The 18066-nt window shown below is 58.5% G+C and carries 16 protein-coding genes; 8 read left to right on the forward strand and 8 right to left on the reverse strand.

Going from position 1 to position 18066, the window contains the following annotated elements; all coding sequences use genetic code 11:
• Positions 1-58: 58 nt before the first annotated feature.
• Complete coding sequence (gene argA, locus ACF0H7_RS00575; RefSeq protein WP_397450918.1) at positions 59-1357, forward strand: amino-acid N-acetyltransferase; 1299 nt, start codon at positions 59-61, stop codon at positions 1355-1357.
• A gap of 75 nt (positions 1358-1432) precedes the next feature.
• Here the strand turns inward: argA and gshA are convergent, their stop codons facing one another.
• From gshA to ACF0H7_RS00590, 3 genes are all read right to left on the reverse strand, one after another.
• On the reverse strand, positions 1433-3019 hold the full coding sequence (gene gshA, locus ACF0H7_RS00580) for a glutamate--cysteine ligase (RefSeq protein ID WP_397450919.1): 1587 nt from the start codon (positions 3017-3019) through the stop codon (positions 1433-1435).
• 186 nt (positions 3020-3205) lie between these two features.
• A complete protein-coding gene (locus ACF0H7_RS00585) occupies positions 3206-3589 on the reverse strand; it encodes a PaaI family thioesterase (RefSeq protein ID WP_397450920.1) in 384 nt (127 codons plus the stop codon).
• Positions 3589-5913 carry a Tex family protein gene (locus ACF0H7_RS00590; protein ID WP_397450921.1) on the reverse strand — a complete coding sequence of 775 codons (2325 nt, stop codon included), beginning with the start codon at positions 5911-5913 and terminating at the stop codon, positions 3589-3591. Before ACF0H7_RS00590 ends, ACF0H7_RS00585 begins: the two co-directional genes overlap by 1 nt.
• Positions 5914-6157: 244 nt before the next feature.
• Here ACF0H7_RS00590 and ompR point away from each other — a divergent pair, with 244 nt between their 5' ends.
• A complete protein-coding gene (gene ompR, locus ACF0H7_RS00595) occupies positions 6158-6895 on the forward strand; it encodes a two-component system response regulator OmpR (protein WP_397450922.1) in 738 nt (245 codons plus the stop codon).
• Between the two features lie 173 nt (positions 6896-7068).
• Positions 7069-8382 carry an ATP-binding protein gene (locus ACF0H7_RS00600; protein WP_397450923.1) on the forward strand — a complete coding sequence of 438 codons (1314 nt, stop codon included), beginning with the start codon at positions 7069-7071 and terminating at the stop codon, positions 8380-8382.
• An 80-nt stretch (positions 8383-8462) separates the two neighbouring features.
• Here ACF0H7_RS00600 and rimK read toward each other — a convergent pair whose 3' ends face one another.
• Positions 8463-9368 (reverse strand): 30S ribosomal protein S6--L-glutamate ligase, encoded by a 906-nt coding sequence (gene rimK / locus ACF0H7_RS00605; RefSeq protein WP_397450924.1) that lies wholly within the window; start codon positions 9366-9368, stop codon positions 8463-8465.
• Positions 9365-9796, reverse strand: coding sequence for an ATP-dependent zinc protease (locus ACF0H7_RS00610; protein ID WP_397453780.1), 432 nt, complete (start codon positions 9794-9796; stop codon positions 9365-9367). Before ACF0H7_RS00610 ends, rimK begins: the two co-directional genes overlap by 4 nt.
• Before the next feature lie 219 nt (positions 9797-10015).
• Here ACF0H7_RS00610 and ACF0H7_RS00615 point away from each other — a divergent pair, with 219 nt between their 5' ends.
• Positions 10016-10423: an RNA-binding S4 domain-containing protein gene (locus ACF0H7_RS00615; RefSeq protein WP_397453782.1), complete on the forward strand. Its 408-nt coding sequence runs from the start codon at positions 10016-10018 to the stop codon at positions 10421-10423.
• 52 nt (positions 10424-10475) lie between these two features.
• Here ACF0H7_RS00615 and ACF0H7_RS00620 read toward each other — a convergent pair whose 3' ends face one another.
• Positions 10476-10694: a hypothetical protein gene (locus ACF0H7_RS00620; protein ID WP_397450925.1), complete on the reverse strand. Its 219-nt coding sequence runs from the start codon at positions 10692-10694 to the stop codon at positions 10476-10478.
• Between the two features lie 193 nt (positions 10695-10887).
• Between ACF0H7_RS00620 and hslO the strand changes: the two genes are divergently transcribed.
• A complete protein-coding gene (gene hslO, locus ACF0H7_RS00625) occupies positions 10888-11790 on the forward strand; it encodes an Hsp33 family molecular chaperone HslO (RefSeq protein ID WP_397450926.1) in 903 nt (300 codons plus the stop codon).
• A 178-nt stretch (positions 11791-11968) separates the two neighbouring features.
• Positions 11969-13516, forward strand: a complete 1548-nt coding sequence (locus ACF0H7_RS00630) for a phosphoenolpyruvate carboxykinase (RefSeq protein WP_397450927.1) — start codon at positions 11969-11971, stop codon at positions 13514-13516.
• A 79-nt stretch (positions 13517-13595) separates the two neighbouring features.
• Here ACF0H7_RS00630 and ACF0H7_RS00635 read toward each other — a convergent pair whose 3' ends face one another.
• Positions 13596-14363 carry a hypothetical protein gene (locus tag ACF0H7_RS00635; protein WP_397450928.1) on the reverse strand — a complete coding sequence of 256 codons (768 nt, stop codon included), beginning with the start codon at positions 14361-14363 and terminating at the stop codon, positions 13596-13598.
• Positions 14364-14803: 440 nt separating this feature from the next.
• Here ACF0H7_RS00635 and ACF0H7_RS00640 point away from each other — a divergent pair, with 440 nt between their 5' ends.
• Together ACF0H7_RS00640 and ACF0H7_RS00645 are read left to right on the forward strand one after the other, a co-directional pair.
• Positions 14804-16732 (forward strand): ATP-dependent DNA helicase RecQ, encoded by a 1929-nt coding sequence (locus ACF0H7_RS00640; RefSeq protein ID WP_397450929.1) that lies wholly within the window; start codon positions 14804-14806, stop codon positions 16730-16732.
• Positions 16733-16931: 199 nt separating this feature from the next.
• A complete protein-coding gene (locus ACF0H7_RS00645) occupies positions 16932-17363 on the forward strand; it encodes an acyl-CoA thioesterase (protein WP_397450930.1) in 432 nt (143 codons plus the stop codon).
• 27 nt (positions 17364-17390) lie between these two features.
• Here the strand turns inward: ACF0H7_RS00645 and ACF0H7_RS00650 are convergent, their stop codons facing one another.
• Positions 17391-17876, reverse strand: a complete 486-nt coding sequence (locus ACF0H7_RS00650) for a glycine zipper domain-containing protein (RefSeq protein ID WP_397450931.1) — start codon at positions 17874-17876, stop codon at positions 17391-17393.
• Positions 17877-18066: the final 190 nt, after the last annotated feature.

Here is an 18066-nt window from a genome sequence, read left to right on the forward strand (position 1 = left end):
CCACTCAGTCGTGTGTGTTTTTACGCTTTTCGTCCAACTTCTACAGGCTCTTCAGGTTATGCCCGAATACGTAAACTGGCTTCGCCACGCTTCGCCGTACATCAACGCCCACCGGGATTGCACCTTCGTCGTCATGCTCCCCGGCGACGGTGTCGATCATCCGAACTTCGGTAATATCGTCCACGACCTGGTGTTGCTACACAGCCTCGGGGTGCGACTGGTGTTGGTGCATGGTTCCCGTCCGCAAATCGAAAGCCGCCTCGCGGCACGGGGGATTACCCCGCACTTCCACCGCGACCTGCGTGTCACCGACGCTGCCACTCTGGAGTGCGTGATCGACGCCGTCGGTCATCTGCGCATCGCCATCGAAGCACGCCTGTCGATGGACATGGCGGCCTCGCCGATGCAGGGATCACGCTTGCGCGTGGCCAGCGGCAACCTGGTGACGGCGCGGCCAATCGGCGTGCTCGAAGGTGTGGATTACCACCACACCGGCGAAGTGCGCCGGGTCGACCGCAAAGGCATCAATCGCCTGTTGGACGAACGCTCCATCGTGCTGCTGTCGCCGCTGGGCTATTCGCCGACCGGTGAGATTTTCAACATCGCCTGCGAAGACGTCGCTACCCGCGCCGCCATCGACCTGGGCGCCGACAAATTGCTGCTGTTCGGCGCCGAACGCGGCTTGATCGACGCTGATGGCCGGCTGGTGCGTGAACTCCGTCCGCAACAGGTGCCGGCCCACATGCAGCGGTTGGGCAGCAACTACCAGGCTGAACTGCTGGATGCGGCGGCGGAAGCCTGCCGTGGTGGCGTTGGCCGCAGCCATATCGTCAGCTACGCCGAAGATGGCGCACTACTGACCGAGCTGTTCACCCGTGACGGTGGCGGCACGCTGGTTGCGCAGGAACAGTTCGAACTGGTGCGCGAGGCGGCGATTGAAGACGTCGGCGGCTTGCTGGAGTTGATCAGCCCTCTGGAAGAGCAAGGGATTCTGGTACGTCGCTCGCGCGAAGTGCTGGAGCGTGAAGTCGAGCAGTTCAGTGTGGTCGAGCGAGAAGGATTGATCATTGCCTGTGCGGCGCTGTATCAGATCGCTGATTCTGATGCGGGGGAGTTGGCGTGTCTGGCGGTCAACCCGGAATACCGCCACGGCGGTCGCGGGGACGAGTTGCTGGAGCGGATTGAAGTCCGTGCCCGTGAACAGGGCTTGAAGACCTTGTTCGTGCTCACCACCCGAACTGCGCACTGGTTCCGCGAGCGTGGCTTCGAGCCAAGCAGCGTTGATCGACTGCCGAGCGCGCGGGCGTCGCTTTATAACTATCAGCGTAATTCGAAGATTTTCGAGAAGACGTTGTAGCTGAGATCATCGCGGGCAAGCCCGCTCCTACAGGAGATCGCAATATCTTGTAGGAGCGGGCTTGCCCGCGATGGCTTAGTTACTAATCGCCAAAATACTCGCCTGATACGCCCCGACAAACGTATCGAAGTCTACCGTTTCCTCGGTTTGTTCCAGCTCCGACTGTTGGGCGATGGAGTTGCGGGCGAGGGTTTCGAAGGTCGACTGGTCGTCGGTGCTCAGTGGCTCGCTACGGAAGTGCTCGGCGTGTGCCTGGCTCTGACGGAACGAGAACGCGGTGAAGCCTTCCTTGTGTTCCGTCATGCTCGCCAGCACTTGTGCCGACGGCGTCAGGGCCGAGTTGTTGACCTTGGCTTGTTGCGTTGCCAGTGACTTGGCGTGTTCGTCGCTACCATTGCTTGCGTCGAGCAGTTGCACGATTGGCGCAATTTTCTCCAGCAGCTCAGTGGCCCAGAATTTCAGATCGATCGGCTGACCATTGCGTTGCAGCTCAAGATCAGGACGGCGGCCTTCCTTGACCACGCTCAGGAAGTTCGAAGTGGCGTTGCCGCACTCGTTGTCGGTTAGCTGTGGGCTGTCTTGCAGGGCACAGAACAGTACGAAAGCGTCGATGAAACGCGATTGCTGCAGGTCTATACCCATTGGCAGGAACGGGTTGATGTCCAGGCAACGGACTTCGACGTACTGAATTCCGCGGGCCATCAGTGCCTGAATCGGACGCTCGCCAGAGTAGGTCACGCGTTTCGGGCGGATGTTCGAGTAGTACTCGTTTTCGATCTGCAGGATGTTGGTGTTCAGCTGAATCCATTCACCGTCCTTGCGCGTGCCGATTTCGACATACGGCGCATAAGGCGTCGCCACGGCTTTACGCAGGCTGTCGATGTAGCTGTCCAGATCGTTGTAGCACGGCGTCAGGCCCGCCTGGGCGTTGCTCTGATAACCGAGGTCGCTCATGCGCAGGCTGGTGGCGTAGGGCAGATACAGCGTGTCCGCGTCCCACTGCTCCAGTTGATGCGAGCGGCCACGCAGGAAGCCTGCATCCAGTGCTGGCGAAGCGCCGAACAGGTACATCAACAACCAGCTGTAGCGACGGAAGTTACGAATCAGGGCGATGTAAGCCGACGACTGGTAATCACGGTCGGTGCCGACGAAGCCTTCGTCCTGCTTGAGCAGTGGCCAAAGCTTTTCCGGCAACGAAAAATTGTAGTGAATCCCGGCAATGCATTGCATGGTCTTGCCGTAACGCAGGGCCAGGCCCTTGCGATAAACGTACTTGAGCTGGCCGATATTCGAGGTGCCATAGTAGGCAATCGGAATATCTTCTTCAGCCGGCAGAGGGCAAGGCATCGATGGGCTCCACAGGTACTCGTTGCCGAGCTTGCTGTAGGCAAAGCGATGAATCTTGTCGAGGCTGGCCAGGGTGTCCGCCGGGTTCGCCAGCGCGGGAGTAATGAACTCAAGCAGCGACTCGGAATAGTCCGTGGTGATCTGCTCGTGGGTCAACGCGGCGCCCAATGCTTCAGGGTGCGGCGTCTGTGCCAGGCGGGCCTGGCCGGTTACCCGCAGGCATTCACGCTCAATACCGTGCAGGCACTGCTCCAGCAGAGAGAGGTTGTTGCGGTCGCTAAGCAGAGCCAGGCGGCGGTTGAGAAGTTCGCTCAAGTTGGATTCCTTCACGCGTCAGTCGCCCCAATATGGGGGTGGATATGACCGTCTACAAGGGTGAAGAGAAGAACTGGCGTCGTCGCCTGGTTTTGCTTCGAAACGCCGATACCCGTTGTCCGGTTTGGCCGTGCGTCAAACAGTCGATTTCGACACGGTTTGCACAGTGTCGAAATTAACTCAATTCTACAGAACTGCGAAGGTGCCTTGTGCTTTGGCGACCAGCTTGTCGTTTTGGCGCACCTCGGCTTCGACCACCAGGGTGCGTCGTCCAGCATGCAGAACCTTGGCGATACACAGCACCTCGCCTTCGGATACCGAGCGCATATAGTTGATCTTGCACTCGATGGTCACGCTCCGCTGATCGAAGCCATGGGAGCTGGAACAGGCCAGCCCCATGCCGATATCGATCAAGCTGAAAATCGCACCACCGTGCATCACGTTGCCGCGATTGCGCAGGTGCGGTTCCAGCGCCAGGGCGACTTCGGAGACGCCCTCATCCAGGCGCACCAGCCGGCAGCCAAGTGTGTTGAAGAACGCGCTTTGGGTCAGACCTTCTGGAATTTCCATCAGCGTTTCTTCAACTGTTTGGCGTTGGCGAACAGCGAAGCCATTGCGTTATTGGCCGGAGCTGCCGCTGTCTGGGTTTCCTTGCGCGGAGCGCTTTGCTGCGGACGAGGGGCGGAACCAGGGCGAGCGCCGCGTGCCCCGTCGATTTTCTCGCCGGGGGTGTCGCTCATGCGCATCGACAGGCCAACGCGTTTGCGCGGGATGTCGATTTCCATGACCTTGACCTTGACCACATCGCCGGCCTTCACCGCCTCACGCGGGTCCTTGATGAACTTCTCGGACAACGCGGAGATATGCACCAGACCGTCCTGATGCACGCCAATGTCGACGAACGCGCCGAAGTTGGTGACGTTAGTGACGACACCTTCGAGAATCATGCCCAGTTGCAGATCCTTGAGATCTTCGACGCCTTCCTGGAATTCGGCAGTCTTGAACTCGGGACGCGGGTCGCGACCTGGCTTTTCCAATTCCTGCAGGATGTCGGTCACGGTCGGCAAACCGAAGGTTTCGTCGGTGAACTTCTTCGGATCGAGGCGCTTGAGGAAACTGGCGTCGCCGATCAACGAACGAATGTCACGATCGGTTTCGGCGGCAATGCGTTGCACCAGCGGATAGGCTTCCGGGTGAACGGCCGACGAATCCAGCGGGTTGTCACCATTCATGACACGTAGGAAACCCGCGGCCTGTTCGAAGGTTTTTTCGCCGAGGCGGCTGACTTTCTTCAGTGCTGCACGGGTCTTGAACGCGCCATTTTCATCACGGTGCGCAACGATATTCTGCGCCAGGGTGAAGTTGAGGCCGGAAATACGGGCCAGCAACGCCACCGAAGCGGTGTTCACGTCGACGCCGACGGCGTTTACGCAGTCTTCAACCACCGCGTCCAGGCCGCGTGCCAGTTTCAGCTGCGACACGTCGTGTTGATACTGGCCGACACCGATGGACTTCGGATCGATTTTCACCAGTTCTGCCAGTGGATCCTGCAGGCGGCGGGCAATCGACACGGCGCCACGGATGGTAACGTCCAGGTCCGGGAACTCCTTGGCAGCCAGTTCCGAGGCGGAATACACCGAAGCGCCAGCCTCGGAGACCATGACCTTGGTCATTTTCAGTCCTGGGTATTTTTTGATCAGTTCGGCGGCCAGCTTGTCGGTCTCGCGGCTGCCGGTGCCGTTGCCGATGGCGATCAGGTCCACAGCGTGCTTGGCGCACAGTGCAGCCAGCACGGCGATGGTCTGGTCCCACTGGTTTTTCGGTACGTGCGGGTAAACCGTCGCGTAGTCCAGCAGCTTGCCGGTGGCATCGACCACGGCAACCTTGCAGCCGGTGCGAAGGCCGGGGTCGAGGCCCAGCGTGGCGCGTGGACCGGCAGGTGCGGCCAGCAACAGGTCATGCAGGTTGTGGGCGAACACGTTGATCGCCTCGGTTTCCGCGCCATCGCGCAGTTCGCCCAGGAGATCGGTTTCCAGATGGCTGTAGAGCTTGACCTTCCAGGTCCAGCGCACCACTTCGGCCAGCCATTTGTCGGCAGGGCGGTTCTGGTTTTGCAGGCCGAAGCGCTCGCTGATCATCATTTCGCACGGGTGCATGGCGCCCGGCAGTTCTTCGCCGACTTTAAGCGAGGAGCTGAGGAAACCCTCATTGCGGCCGCGGAAAATCGCCAAGGCACGGTGCGATGGCATGCTTTTCAGCGGTTCGTCGTGTTCGAAGTAGTCGCGGAACTTTGCGCCTTCCTCTTCCTTGCCAGCCACGACACGGGCGCTGATCACCGATTCCTGCTTGAGGAAACCACGCAGTTTTTCCAGCAGGCTGGCGTCTTCGGCGAAGCGTTCCATGAGGATGTACTTGGCGCCTTCGAGTGCGGCTTTTACGTCGGCCACGCCTTTTTCCGCGTCGACAAAGCGTGCTGCTTCGCTCTCGGGGTTCAGGCTCGGGTCGTTGAACAGGCCGTCAGCCAATTCGCCGAGACCGGCCTCCAGAGCAATCTGGCCCTTGGTGCGGCGCTTCTGTTTGTACGGCAGGTACAAGTCTTCGAGGCGGGTTTTGGTGTCGGCGAGGTTGATGTCGCGGGCCAGCTCGGGGGTCATCTTGCCCTGTTCTTCGATGCTGGCAATGATGCTGACGCGCCGCTCGTCGAGTTCGCGCAGGTAGCGCAGGCGCTCTTCCAGATGACGCAATTGGGTGTCATCGAGGCTGCCTGTCACTTCTTTACGGTAACGGGAGATGAAGGGCACGGTGGAGCCTTCATCAAGCAGAGCTACGGCCGCTGCGACCTGTTGTGGGCGTACACCGAGTTCCTCGGCGATGCGGCTGTTGATGCTGTCCATAAAACCACCTGGCAAATTGTGAACAAATAAAAAGCGAGTTTTGGCGAACGGCCTTGGTAAAACGCTGCCTGACTTCAACGGCGGCGCATTATACCCGTCGATCTCGACTTAGGGTGATCGCTGCCTGTAACAGGCGCTATGAAGAACCGTTACTGGCGGCTCATGAAAAATCTGCTAACAATGCACACAGCACGCTAATCGGCAGCTACGCGCATAATGCGCGCCGAGATCAAAGGAGCATCAAATGAGCGGCACTGCACAAACTGCTGAAGGCGAAAAAATCCTCATCGTCGATGACGACCCAGGACTTAGCTCTCTGCTAGAGCGCTTTTTCACCAGCAAAGGCTATCGCGCGCGGGCAGTGGCCAACACCGAGCATATGGACCGCCTGCTGGGGCGTGAAGTTTTCCACCTGGTGGTGCTGGACTTGATGCTGCCCGGTGAAGATGGCCTGTCGGCCTGCCGCCGCTTGCGTGCCGCCAATAATCAGATCCCGATTATCATGCTGACGGCCAAGGGCGACGAGCTGAGCCGTATTCGTGGTCTGGAACTGGGCGCTGACGATTACCTGGCCAAACCTTTCAACCCCGACGAGCTGATGGCTCGGGTCAAGGCCGTCCTGCGTCGTCAGTCCTCGCCGGTTCCGGGTGCACCGGGCAGCGAAGACGAGTCCGTGACCTTCGGCGACTACGAGCTGTCGCTGGCGACCCGCGAACTCAAGCGCGGCAAAGAAGTGCATATGCTGACCACTGGCGAATTCGCGGTGCTCAAGGCGCTCGTGATGCACGCACGCGAGCCCCTGACCCGCGACAAGCTGATGAACCTGGCCCGTGGCCGCGAGTGGGATGCGCTGGAGCGCTCGATCGATGTACAGATTTCGCGCCTGCGTCGCCTGATCGAGCCGGACCCGTCCAAACCACGCTACATCCAGACTGTCTGGGGCGTGGGTTATGTGTTCGTTCCCGATGGCGTCGGCAAGTGATCGGTGCTTTGTAGGAGTGAGTCGCTCAGGGTGCTGAGTCCTCGCTGGTATAATCGATAGCCCTCTTGAGGGTTATCGACGTTTTTGGCAGGAGCGTTCGTGCATTTGACTCCGTTCGTTATCTGTCATTTCTGCGAGCCTGGCTCGCGCCTGCAAAGTGTGTAGCTGCTGCTATGAAAACCCCGCTCTGGTTCCCGCAAAGCTTCTTCTCACGCACCCTCTGGCTGGTGCTGATCGTCGTGCTGTTTTCCAAGGCACTGACCCTGGTTTATCTGTTGATGAACGAGGACGTGCTGGTCGACAGGCAATACAGCCACGGCGTCGCGCTGACGTTACGGGCCTACTGGGCAGTGGATGAGCATGATCGTGAGGCTATCGCCGAGGCGGCAGGGCTGATCAGGGTGGTGGGTGGCGGCGTACCGGAAGGCGAGCAGCACTGGCCGTACAGTGAGATCTATCAGCGTCAGATGCAGGCTGAGCTGGGCGCCGACACCGAAGTTCGTCTGCGCGTGCACGCACCACCAGCGCTGTGGGTTCGCGCGCCGAGCCTGGGCGCCGGCTGGCTGAAAGTCCCGTTGTATCCGCATCCTTTGCGTGGCCAGAAAATCTGGAGTGTGCTGGGCTGGTTCCTGGCGATCGGCCTGCTGTCCACCGCTTCAGCCTGGATTTTCGTCAGGCAGCTTAACCAACCCCTGAAGCGCCTGGTCTTTGCCGCGCGTCAACTCGGGCAGGGCAGCAGCGTACGCCTGCCCATCAGCGACACGCCAAGTGAGATGGCTGAAGTATACAAAGCCTTCAACCAGATGGCAGAGGACGTCGAGCAGGCGGGGCAGGAGCGCGAGCTGATGCTGGCAGGCGTGTCCCACGATTTGCGCACGCCGCTGACGCGCTTGCGCCTGTCCCTTGAGTTGATGAAGGGCGAGAGCGAGTTCACTGACGGGATGGTGCGCGACATTGAAGACATGGACGCGATTCTCGACCAGTTCCTGGCGTTCATTCGAGATGGGCGTGATGAGCAGATAGAAGAAGTTGACCTGAGCGATCTCGTGCGCGAAGTGGTGGCGCCGTTCAACACGGCGACCGAGCAGGTTCGTTTGCGTCTGGAGCCCATCCCGCCTTTTCCGCTGCGTCGGGTATCGGTTAAACGTCTGCTGAATAACCTGATCGGCAACGCGATGCATCACGCGGGTAACGATATCGAAGTCGCGGCGTATGTGTCGGGCGATCCCGGTGCGCCTTACGTGGTGCTGAGTGTGATGGACCGTGGCGCCGGGATCGATCCCTCAGAGCTGGAGGTCATCTTCAACCCCTTTATTCGCGGAGATAAGGCACGCAGCGGAAAGGGCACCGGATTGGGTCTGGCAATCGTCAAGCGAATCGCGGCGATGCATGGTGGCAACGTCGAACTGCGTAATCGGTCGGGTGGCGGGCTTGAAGCACGGGTGCGCTTGCCGCTGGGATTGATGTTGCCGAGGGACGCTGTCTAAACAAATTGTAGGAGCGGGCTTGCCCGCGATGGCGGTATACCTGATACGCCGCAATCGCGGGCAAGCCCGCTCCTACATGGTTATCCCTTGCCTTTAGTCCGGGTCATATGCGGCCCGCTGTTCTTCTCCAGGTACTCAATGATCATCCCGGCCACGTCCTTGTTGGTGGTGGTTTCGATGCCTTCCAGACCTGGTGACGAGTTCACTTCCATCACCAGCGGACCGTGATTGGACCGTAGAATATCTACGCCCGCTACGCTCAGGCCCATGACCTTGGCGGCGCGGATGGCGGTCATGCGCTCTTCCGGCGTGATCTTGATCAGGCTGGCGCTGCCGCCTCGGTGCAGGTTCGAGCGGAACTCTCCCGGTTTGGCCTGGCGTTTCATCGAAGCGATGACCTTGTCACCCACCACGAAGCAGCGGATATCGGCGCCGCCGGCTTCCTTGATGTACTCCTGAACCATGATGTCCTGCTTGAGGCCCATGAACGCCTCGATCACCGATTCAGCCGCAGTGGCCGTCTCACACAGCACCACGCCGATCCCCTGAGTACCTTCCAGCACCTTGATCACCAGCGGTGCGCCGTTGACCATCTGGATCAAGTCCGGGATGTCGTCGGGGGAGTGGGCAAACCCGGTCACTGGCAGGCCGATGCCACGGCGAGACAGCAGTTGCAGCGACCGCAGCTTGTCCCGCGAGCGAGCAATGGCGACCGATTCATTGAGCGGGAAAACGCCCATCATTTCAAACTGGCGCAGTACCGCGCAGCCATAAAATGTCACCGAAGCGCCGATCCGCGGAATGACCGCATCAAAGCCTTCCAGCGGTTTGCCACGATAGTGAATCTGCGGCTTATGACTGGCAATGTTCATATAGGCACGGAGGGTATCGATCACCACCATCTCGTGGCCCCGCTCAGTCCCCGCTTCGACCATGCGACGGGTGGAATACAGACGCGGATTTCGCGACAGCACAGCGATCTTCATGCAACACCTGTGGCAGAGGTAGTAGAGGCCGGGAATACCGGTTTTTCTTGAACGTATGTGATGCCTGGATTGACTACCAACTGGCCATCGATCAGGGCTTTTGAACCCAGCAACAAGCGATAACGCATGGCTTTGCGACAGGCCAGCGTGAACTCCACCGGCCAGACCCGATCACCCAGCGCCAAGGTTGTACGAATAACGTAGCGGACCTGCGCCTGACCGTTGGAGCTTTTTATGGTTTTCATTGCGACCAGCAGCGCTTCGCAGCGTCGATGGCGCAATTGCACGACTGTGCCGAGATGCGCGTTGAAGCGTACCCACTTTTCGCCGTCGCGTTCGAAGGGTTCGATCTCCGTCGCATGTAGGCTTGAAGTACTGGCTCCGGTGTCGATTTTTGCGCGCAGGCCCGCAACCCCTAAAGAAGGCAGCGCCACCCATTCGCGAAGGCCAACGACCGTTAAGTGATCAAATGTTTTCAAAGCAATTCCAGATTTTGACGACAACCGAACGATAGCCTGATGAACGTGATCGTGATGGATATCGCGAATCAAAGCTACGGGGTGCTGCATTCTAAACTGGGGATCGGTTTGCCGCGTGCTCCGCGTGTCGTAGTACAGTTCCGTCTATTACCTGATCGAGGCATTCATATGGCACAAAAACCAGAAGAAGACGACAAGGTTCGACTGGACAAATGGCTCTGGGCGGCGCGCTTTTTCAAAACCCGATCCCTGGCTAAAGCGGCGATAGAAAGCGGCAAAGTGCATTGGCGGGGCGAGCGCTGCAAGCCGGGCAAGGAGCCGCATATCGGTGATGAGTACCAGATTCGCGCTGGTTTCGACGAGCGTACCGTAGTGGTCAAGGCGCTGTCGGCCGTGCGTCGTGGTGCACCGGAAGCGCAGGCACTCTACGTGGAGACCGAAGAAAGTATCGCCAAACGAGAAAACGCTGCGGCCATGCGCAAGGCTGGCGGGTTGGGCGTCATGACCGATGGGCGGCCGACCAAGAAACAGCGTCGGCAACTCCATCAGTTTCGTGGTTCAAGCAATGACGATTGAACCCTCGCGGACGCTGATTCCGTAGCAGTCCGGCTTGCCGGCGATCACGATTTTACAGACGCTGACGCCGGCACATGACGGCCTTGATCACCCGGTCACCTTTGATCAACAGCGAAAGCAGAATCAGCCCAACCACGATGTCGAAGGGGCGCATACTGGCGGCAGTCAAGATGTCCAGCCACACTGCACTCTCGCTCAGCGGGTGGTTCAGCAGGTGGAAAGGCCACCCGTCGATTCGGTGAAGAGGGCTTGGCCCGTGGGCCACAGCCATAAACACATCAGCACCACAGCGAAAAAATGGCACAGCAAAAGGCGGCTGAAATTCCACCTTGCTTGGAAGAGTTCGGGATTGTTCATAAAATGCGCCGCATCGGCATGTATTACGTCACCAAGGATGTTAGGTGTTAAGCGGCGTTTTATAAGCGCCTGTCATTATTTTGTCATCACTTCAGATACCTTTTCTTATGCATGATTTTCCAGATATCGATTACACCCAACGCTTCATTTTTGAAGAAAGTGACGTGCGCGGCGAGCTGGTGGCCCTTGAGCGCAGCTATGCAGAAGTGCTCGCCAAGCACACGTACCCGGAGCCTGTGGCGCAGCTGTTGGGCGAATTGCTTGCGGCTGCCGGCTTGCTGGTTGGTACGTTGAAATTCGACGGGTTGTTGATTCTGCAGGCCAACTCCAGTGGCCCGGTTCCGACACTGATGGTCGAAATTTCCAGTGATCGCGAGATCCGTGGCATCGCTCGCTACGACGCCTCGCTGATCACGGCAGGTGCAGGCTTGCGTGATCTGATGCCCGACGGCACGTTGACGATGACCATCGACCCGACTCACGGCAAGCGCTACCAAGGTGTGGTTGCGCTGGATGGTGCTGACCTTTCGGAATGCTTCACGGCCTATTTCAAGCTGTCCGAGCAGTTGGGCACGCGCTTCTGGCTCCATGCCGATGGCAAGCGAGCGCGTGGTCTGCTGTTACAGCAATTGCCTGCCGCACGCCTGACCGACCCGGACGACCGCGACGAAAGCTGGCAACACGTGATTGCGCTGGCCAGCACGTTGACTGCTGAAGAGCTGCTCAGCCTGGATAATGAAACGGTTCTGCACCGTCTGTTCCACGAAGATGCCGTGCGTATGTTCGATATTCAGCCGCTGCATTTCCGTTGCAGCTGCTCGCGTGAGCGTTCCGGCAACGCGTTGGTCAGTCTGGGTCTGGAAGATGCCCAGCAACTGGTGATTGAGCACAACGGTCACATCGAAATCGACTGTCAATTCTGCAACCAGCGTTATTTGTTCGATGCCACTGACGTAGCTCAGCTGTTCGCTGGCGGCGGTGTGGATTCTCCATCCGGCACGCATCATTAAGTAACGTCTTAAGGCGCCTGAAACGCGCTCTGGGCCGCGAGATTGCTGTTCTGACAGGAGGGTTCTACCTTTTCTGGGCATTTCTGGCATAATCCGGCCCACTTTTAAGCTGTAGTAGTGCGAAATTTTCTACTACAAAACGTTTGGAGCACTCGGCCAATGGCCGACGGGGAACCTCATGACGCAAGCTAACAACGCCGTGTACACCGATCTGAGCATCGATGATCTGGTTAAAGAAGCCCTGAATCGCGGTGAAGGCGAGCTGTCCGATACCGGCGCACTCGTTGTGAGAACTGGTCATCGCACTGGTCGTTCGCCAGTCGACCGTTTCATCGTTGAAGAGCCGACCACCCAGGACGCCATCGCCTGGGGCCCGATCAACCGCAAGTTCCCGGCCGACAAGTTCGATGCGCTGTGGAACCGCGTAGAAGCTTTCCTGGGTGAGCACGAACGTTTCGTCTCCCACGTTCATGTAGGTTCTGATCCGGCGCACTACCTGCCGGTCAAGATGACCACCGGTACCGCCTGGCACAACCTGTTTGGCCGTTGCCTGTTCATCAACCCTGAGCAGGGTCAGTACAACGCTGGCGGCAAGACCGAGTGGCAGATTCTCAACGTTCCTGGTTTCGTCTGCGAACCAGAGCGCGATGGCACCAACTCTGATGGCACCGTGATCATCAACTTCGCGGCCAAGAAAGTGCTGATCGCTGGCATGCGTTACGCCGGCGAAATGAAAAAAGCCCTGTTCTCGGTACAGAACTTCCTGCTGCCAGCAGTCGACGTGCTGCCAATGCACTGTGCTGCCAACATGGGCGAAGAAGGCGACGTTACCCTGTTCTTCGGCCTGTCCGGCACCGGCAAGACCACGCTGTCGGCTGATGAAAGCCGTTACCTGATCGGTGACGACGAACACGGCTGGGGTGTGGGCGTGGTGTTCAACATCGAAGGCGGTTGCTATGCCAAGTGCATCGACCTGTCCGAGAAGAACGAGCCTGTCATCTGGAAAGCCATTCAGCACGGCGCAGTATTGGAAAACGTCGTACTCGATGCCAACAAAAAGGCTGACTACGCAGACGACAGCCTGACCCAGAACAGCCGCGCCGCTTACCCGCGCGAACTGATCGAAAAACGCGCACCGAAAAACCTCGGTGGCGAGCCAAACGCTGTGATCTTCCTGACCTGCGACCTGACCGGCGTTCTGCCGCCCGTGTCGATCCTCAGCGAAGAGCAAGCGGCCTACCACTTCCTGTCGGGCTACACCGCACTGGTTGGCTCTACTGAAATGGGCTCGGGCGCTGGTATCAAGTCGACCTTCTCCACCTGCTTCGGTGCGCCGTTCTTCCCGCGTCCGGCCGGCGAATACGCTGAGCTGCTGATCAAGCGCATCCGTGGTTTTGGCTCGAAAGTCTACCTGGTCAATACCGGCTGGACCGGCGGCGGCTACGGCGTCGGCAAACGCTTCAACATCCCGACCACCCGTGGCGTGATTGCAGCGATCCAGAGCGGCGCGTTGATTGGTGCCGAAACCGAGCATCTGGCCACCGTCAACCTTGACGTGCCGAAGCTGGTTCCTGGCGTCGACACCGGCCTGTTGAACCCACGCAACACGTGGGAAGACAAAGCCGCCTACGACGAAGCGGCTAAAGCTTTGGCAGGCTTGTTCATCGAGAACTTCAAGAAGTTTGATGTTAGCGACTCGATCAAGAATGCTGGGCCGAAGCTGTAATCTGGTTGTTACCGGATGAATGAAAAAGCCGCCTTTAGGGGCGGTTTTTTTATGTCGGTATTACCGTCGTAGACACCCATCACCCCGCCGGATTAAAGCTCCCCGCCGCCTCGCAATATCGGGTTTGCGTCAACTTGCTTTGTTCTTCTCGATCACTTTCCGAGCGTTTGCTCCACTCGCGGCATTCTTCCTTGAAGAATACCTGCGCGGCTTTGCGGCACTCGCGATGTTCGATGGAGGCGGCCGGAAAGTTGAAGCAGACACTGTCACCTTCGATGTGATTGTTGAAGATGCGCCACTGGGCGCGATAGCGGTTGCGGCCGTCCCATTCGTGGATTTCGGCGGTGGCGATTTCTGTTTTTACCCGACGCTGCGGTGTCGCGCTGTGGGCCAGGTCGTGTTTGAAGTCAGCCATGTAGGCAGCAGAGACCATGCCTTGAGCGGGTTTGGCTGGGCGTGGGGTGGCGGCTGGCTCGGGCTCAGAGTCAAGCTCTGGCTCGCTGACAACAACGATGGGTTCTACGGTGGGAGCAACCGGTTTTGCGACGGGTGTTGGCTCGGAGACAGGTGCCACTACGGCGACCGTTTCGCTGGGCACGTCGGTCGCAGGCTGAGCATTGGTGGCGACGACCGCAGGCTTGCTGGTGTGAAACTGGGGGATGAGTGCGTAGGCGCCAATCCCCAGTGCGGTAAGCACTACAAGCGTGCGGCCGAAAGACCCGGACTTCGCTGGCTGCGGGACTTTTTGCTTGCTGGGATGCGCGCCGAGGACCACATCGAATTGATCGGGGCTCAATCGTTGAATATGGGTCAAGCCTTCGTCATCAGGCTTTTTCATGTGATCCATTTCGCTTCCTATGCGAGTCGTTGAGCGCAGGGTAATGCGCGCAATATCAGTTTGCCAGTTATCCCGCTGCAAGGAAGCTCAACTGTGCAAGTCCTGGTGCTTTTTGAGACGTGTTAAGCGTTTTGACAGGTGGCTGGTTGCAAACGGCGGGTGACTTGGCAATCCCGCGTTTTATCGGCGTTGCTACAGCGTTTTGAGTTCTTTTACCCGCTTGCTTGCCAGCCGGGAGGCTGCCTTCAGGTTCATTAATCCCCGGCCACAAGACTTCGGTATATTGAGTCGCTTATGGACCCGTGAAGCAGCCAATACGCATCGTTTTCAGATTTGAGTATCTGATTTTTTGTTTCAGTTTGTCGTGCTGAAGCGACAGCCTTTTATAGATTCGCCAGGAAAGCCACGCTATGGTCGCGAGGTCTTCAGGCGGTCAAAGGAGTGACGGCATGTACAAAACACTTGAGCAGGTTTTCGGTTATCCACAGTTTCGCCCGGGTCAGGAGTCGGCGATCGGTGCGGTATTGGCAGGGCGTTCGGCGGCGGCGATTTTTCCGACGGGGTCGGGCAAATCATTGTGTTATCAGCTGCCGGCCGTGCTGTTGCCGCACCTGACGTTGGTAGTCTCGCCGCTGTTGGCGTTGATTCAGGACCAGTTGGCGTTCTTGCAGCGGCATGGCATTGCAGCAGCGAGCATCGACTCAGTGCAGAGCCGCGACGAGGCGGCCGAGGTCATGTCCCGCGCGCGGTCCGGCGAGTTGAAGATTCTGATGATTTCCGTAGAGCGCCTGAAGAATGAGCGCTTTCGCCATTTCATCGCCCAAGTGCCGATTTCGTTGCTGGTGGTGGACGAAGCGCACTGCATATCCGAGTGGGGCCATAATTTCCGTCCGGACTATCTCAAGCTGCCGGACTACCAGCGGCAGTTCAATATCCCACAAGTGTTGCTGCTGACGGCTACCGCCACGCCGAAGGTCATCCTCGACATGCAGGTCAGATTTGCCATAGCGCCTGACGACGTGGTCACCACCGGCTTTTATCGTCCCAACCTTAATCTGTTGGTCGAGCCGATTGCGGGCCACGACAAGCGTCGACGGCTGGTCGAATGGCTGAGCGCGCGGACGGATGAGCCGACCATCGTCTACGTGACCCTGCAGAAAACCGCCGAGCAAATTGCTGCGCATCTCAGCCAGAACGGTATTGCCGCCAGCGCTTATCACGCCGGCTTGCCTCATGAGCAGCGTGAGTCGATCCAGCATCAGTTCATGGGCGGCCGGCTCAATTGCATCGTTGCCACCATTGCCTTCGGCATGGGCATCGACAAGAGCGACATCCGCAATGTGGTGCATTTCGATCTGCCTAAATCCATCGAAAACTACAGCCAGGAAATCGGCCGTGCAGGGCGCGATGGCCAGCCCTCTGACTGCCTGGTGTTGGCCAATCGCGACAGCCTGAACGTGCTGGAAAACTTCATCTACGGCGATACACCGGAGCAGGTTGGCATTCGCCATGTGCTCGATGAAGTGTTCAATGCCAGTGCCGAAGGGCAGTGGGAGTTGCTGCTTGGGCCTTTGGCCGATAGCAGCAATATTCGTCAGCTGCCGCTGAAAACCCTGCTGGTGCAGCTTGAGTTGCGCGGCATTATCGCCCCGCGCTTCGCGTATTTCGCAGAGTATCGGTTCAAGTTTCTGGTTGAACCGAATGAGCTGTTGCAACGCTTCGAGGGCGAGCGACGGCAGTTCGTAGAGGCGATTATCAACACCTCTGAGCGGGCGAGAACCTGGGCCACGGTGGATTTCGATGCGTTGTATCAACAGCACCAGGCCGAGCGCGGGCGGGTGGTGACGGCGCTGGATTACTTCCAGGAGAAAAGCTGGATCGAGCTGGAAAGTAAACAGATGACCGAGGTTTACAGCGTGCTCGGTTCGGCCTTCGACCCCGAAGCGCTCAGTCTCGAATTGTTCGATCATTTCAGGCAGCACGAAACCACGGAAGTTGCCCGGATCCACGCCATGCTGGATTTTTTCGCCTCCGGGCAATGCCTGAGTTGGCGTCTTGCGCAATACTTCGGAGATCATAAGGCGCCGCAACCGTGTGGGCATTGCTCGGTGTGCCACGGACATCCAGCCGTATTGCAAAAGCCGCCCGCGCTACCGGCCTTGGAGGAACAGAGTTTTGATCGATTGTGTGGCGACTTTATCCGCAAGCATCAGGACTACAGCGGCCATGCGCCGAGCGTAGAGCGCCTGACTCGATTCCTCTGCGGTATCGGTGTGCCGTTGTTCACCAAACTCAAGGCGCGGGGGATCAAGGGCTTTGCCGCGCTTGAAAATTATCCGTATGCGCAGGTGCGGGAGTGGCTGCAGAAATCCATCTGAAATGCATCGTACAGAACCTGTGTCGGATACAAGTCTCTGTAGGAGCTGCCGAAGGCTGCGATCACTCTATATCGCGAAGGCTGTTCCGGCCTTATCGCAGCCTGCGGCAGCTCCTACGGGGTTATGTGTATTGTCTGAAAACATAGAATCTCCCACATCCGGTTAGACTGTCGGTTCATTCGCATTCAGAGGCTGGTTCATGACCGATCAAACCCCGCAACGCGCCGATTACCGTCACTTCCAGCCGATCACCACGCGGTGGCACGACAACGATATCTACGGGCATGTGAATAACGTCACCTACTACAGCTTTTTCGACAGTGCGGTGAACAGTTATCTGATCGAGCGCGGTGGGCTGGATATTCATGAGGGGGAGGTGGTGGGGTTCGTGGTGAGTTCGTCGTGCGATTACTTCGCTTCGATTGCCTATCCAGACCTGATCGAAGTAGGCGTCCGGGTCGGCAAGTTGGGCAATAGTTCGGTGCAGTACGAATTGGCGGTGTTTAAGGCGGGCGAAGAGGAAGCCTGCGCGGCGGGGCGGTTTGTGCATGTATTCGTTGACCGGGTGTCGAACCGGCCGGTGCCGATTCCCGCCAACTTGCGTGGGGCGTTAGAGCAACTAGTGGTCTAACGCCTACCTCCGCAAGCGTGCCATCAATCAGTCGCGATCATGCTCATGGCGATGACCACGGTGATGACCGTAGTCGTGACGATGGCGACGGTGGTCGCCACGGTAGCCGCGACGATCGTCATGACCACCACGGTAGCCGCGATCATCGTTACGGCTTTGATTGCCCATGTAGTTACCCAGTGCGCCGCCAGCACCACCGCCTGCGGCTGCGCCGATCAGACTGCCGGTATTGCCGCCAAGGCTGCGGCCGACCACGTTACCGCCCGCTGCGCCCAGGCCACCGCCGATAGCCGCTTCCGCACGGTTGTGACGGTTCGCGCCGACAGCGCCACCGGCTGCACCGCCCAGGCCGGCACCAATTGCCGAACCTGTGCTGCCGCCCAATTGTTGGCCTACAACCGAGCCCAGTACTCCACCCAATGCTCCGCCCACGCCGGCCTCGGCAGTGCCGCCCGCAGACGCAAAACCACTGACCAGACTCAGGGACAACAACAGAATCGAGGAATACTTCATATAGGAACCTCAGGTGGATGACGGCGCGATCCTGAGGCTGCGGCTAACGACTAACAATCTAAATCCGACGAATAACACGGCGTTGAAAAATATACTAAGTTGCTGTTTTTTAGAGGGAACTTTAGTTGAAAGATTCGCTCCTATTTTACTTCACGTAAGTGTATTGCTTGACGCATCGCGGGCAAGCCCG

This window comes from Pseudomonas sp. NA-150 (assembly GCF_044336365.1).
Lineage (GTDB): Bacteria > Pseudomonadota > Gammaproteobacteria > Pseudomonadales > Pseudomonadaceae > Aquipseudomonas.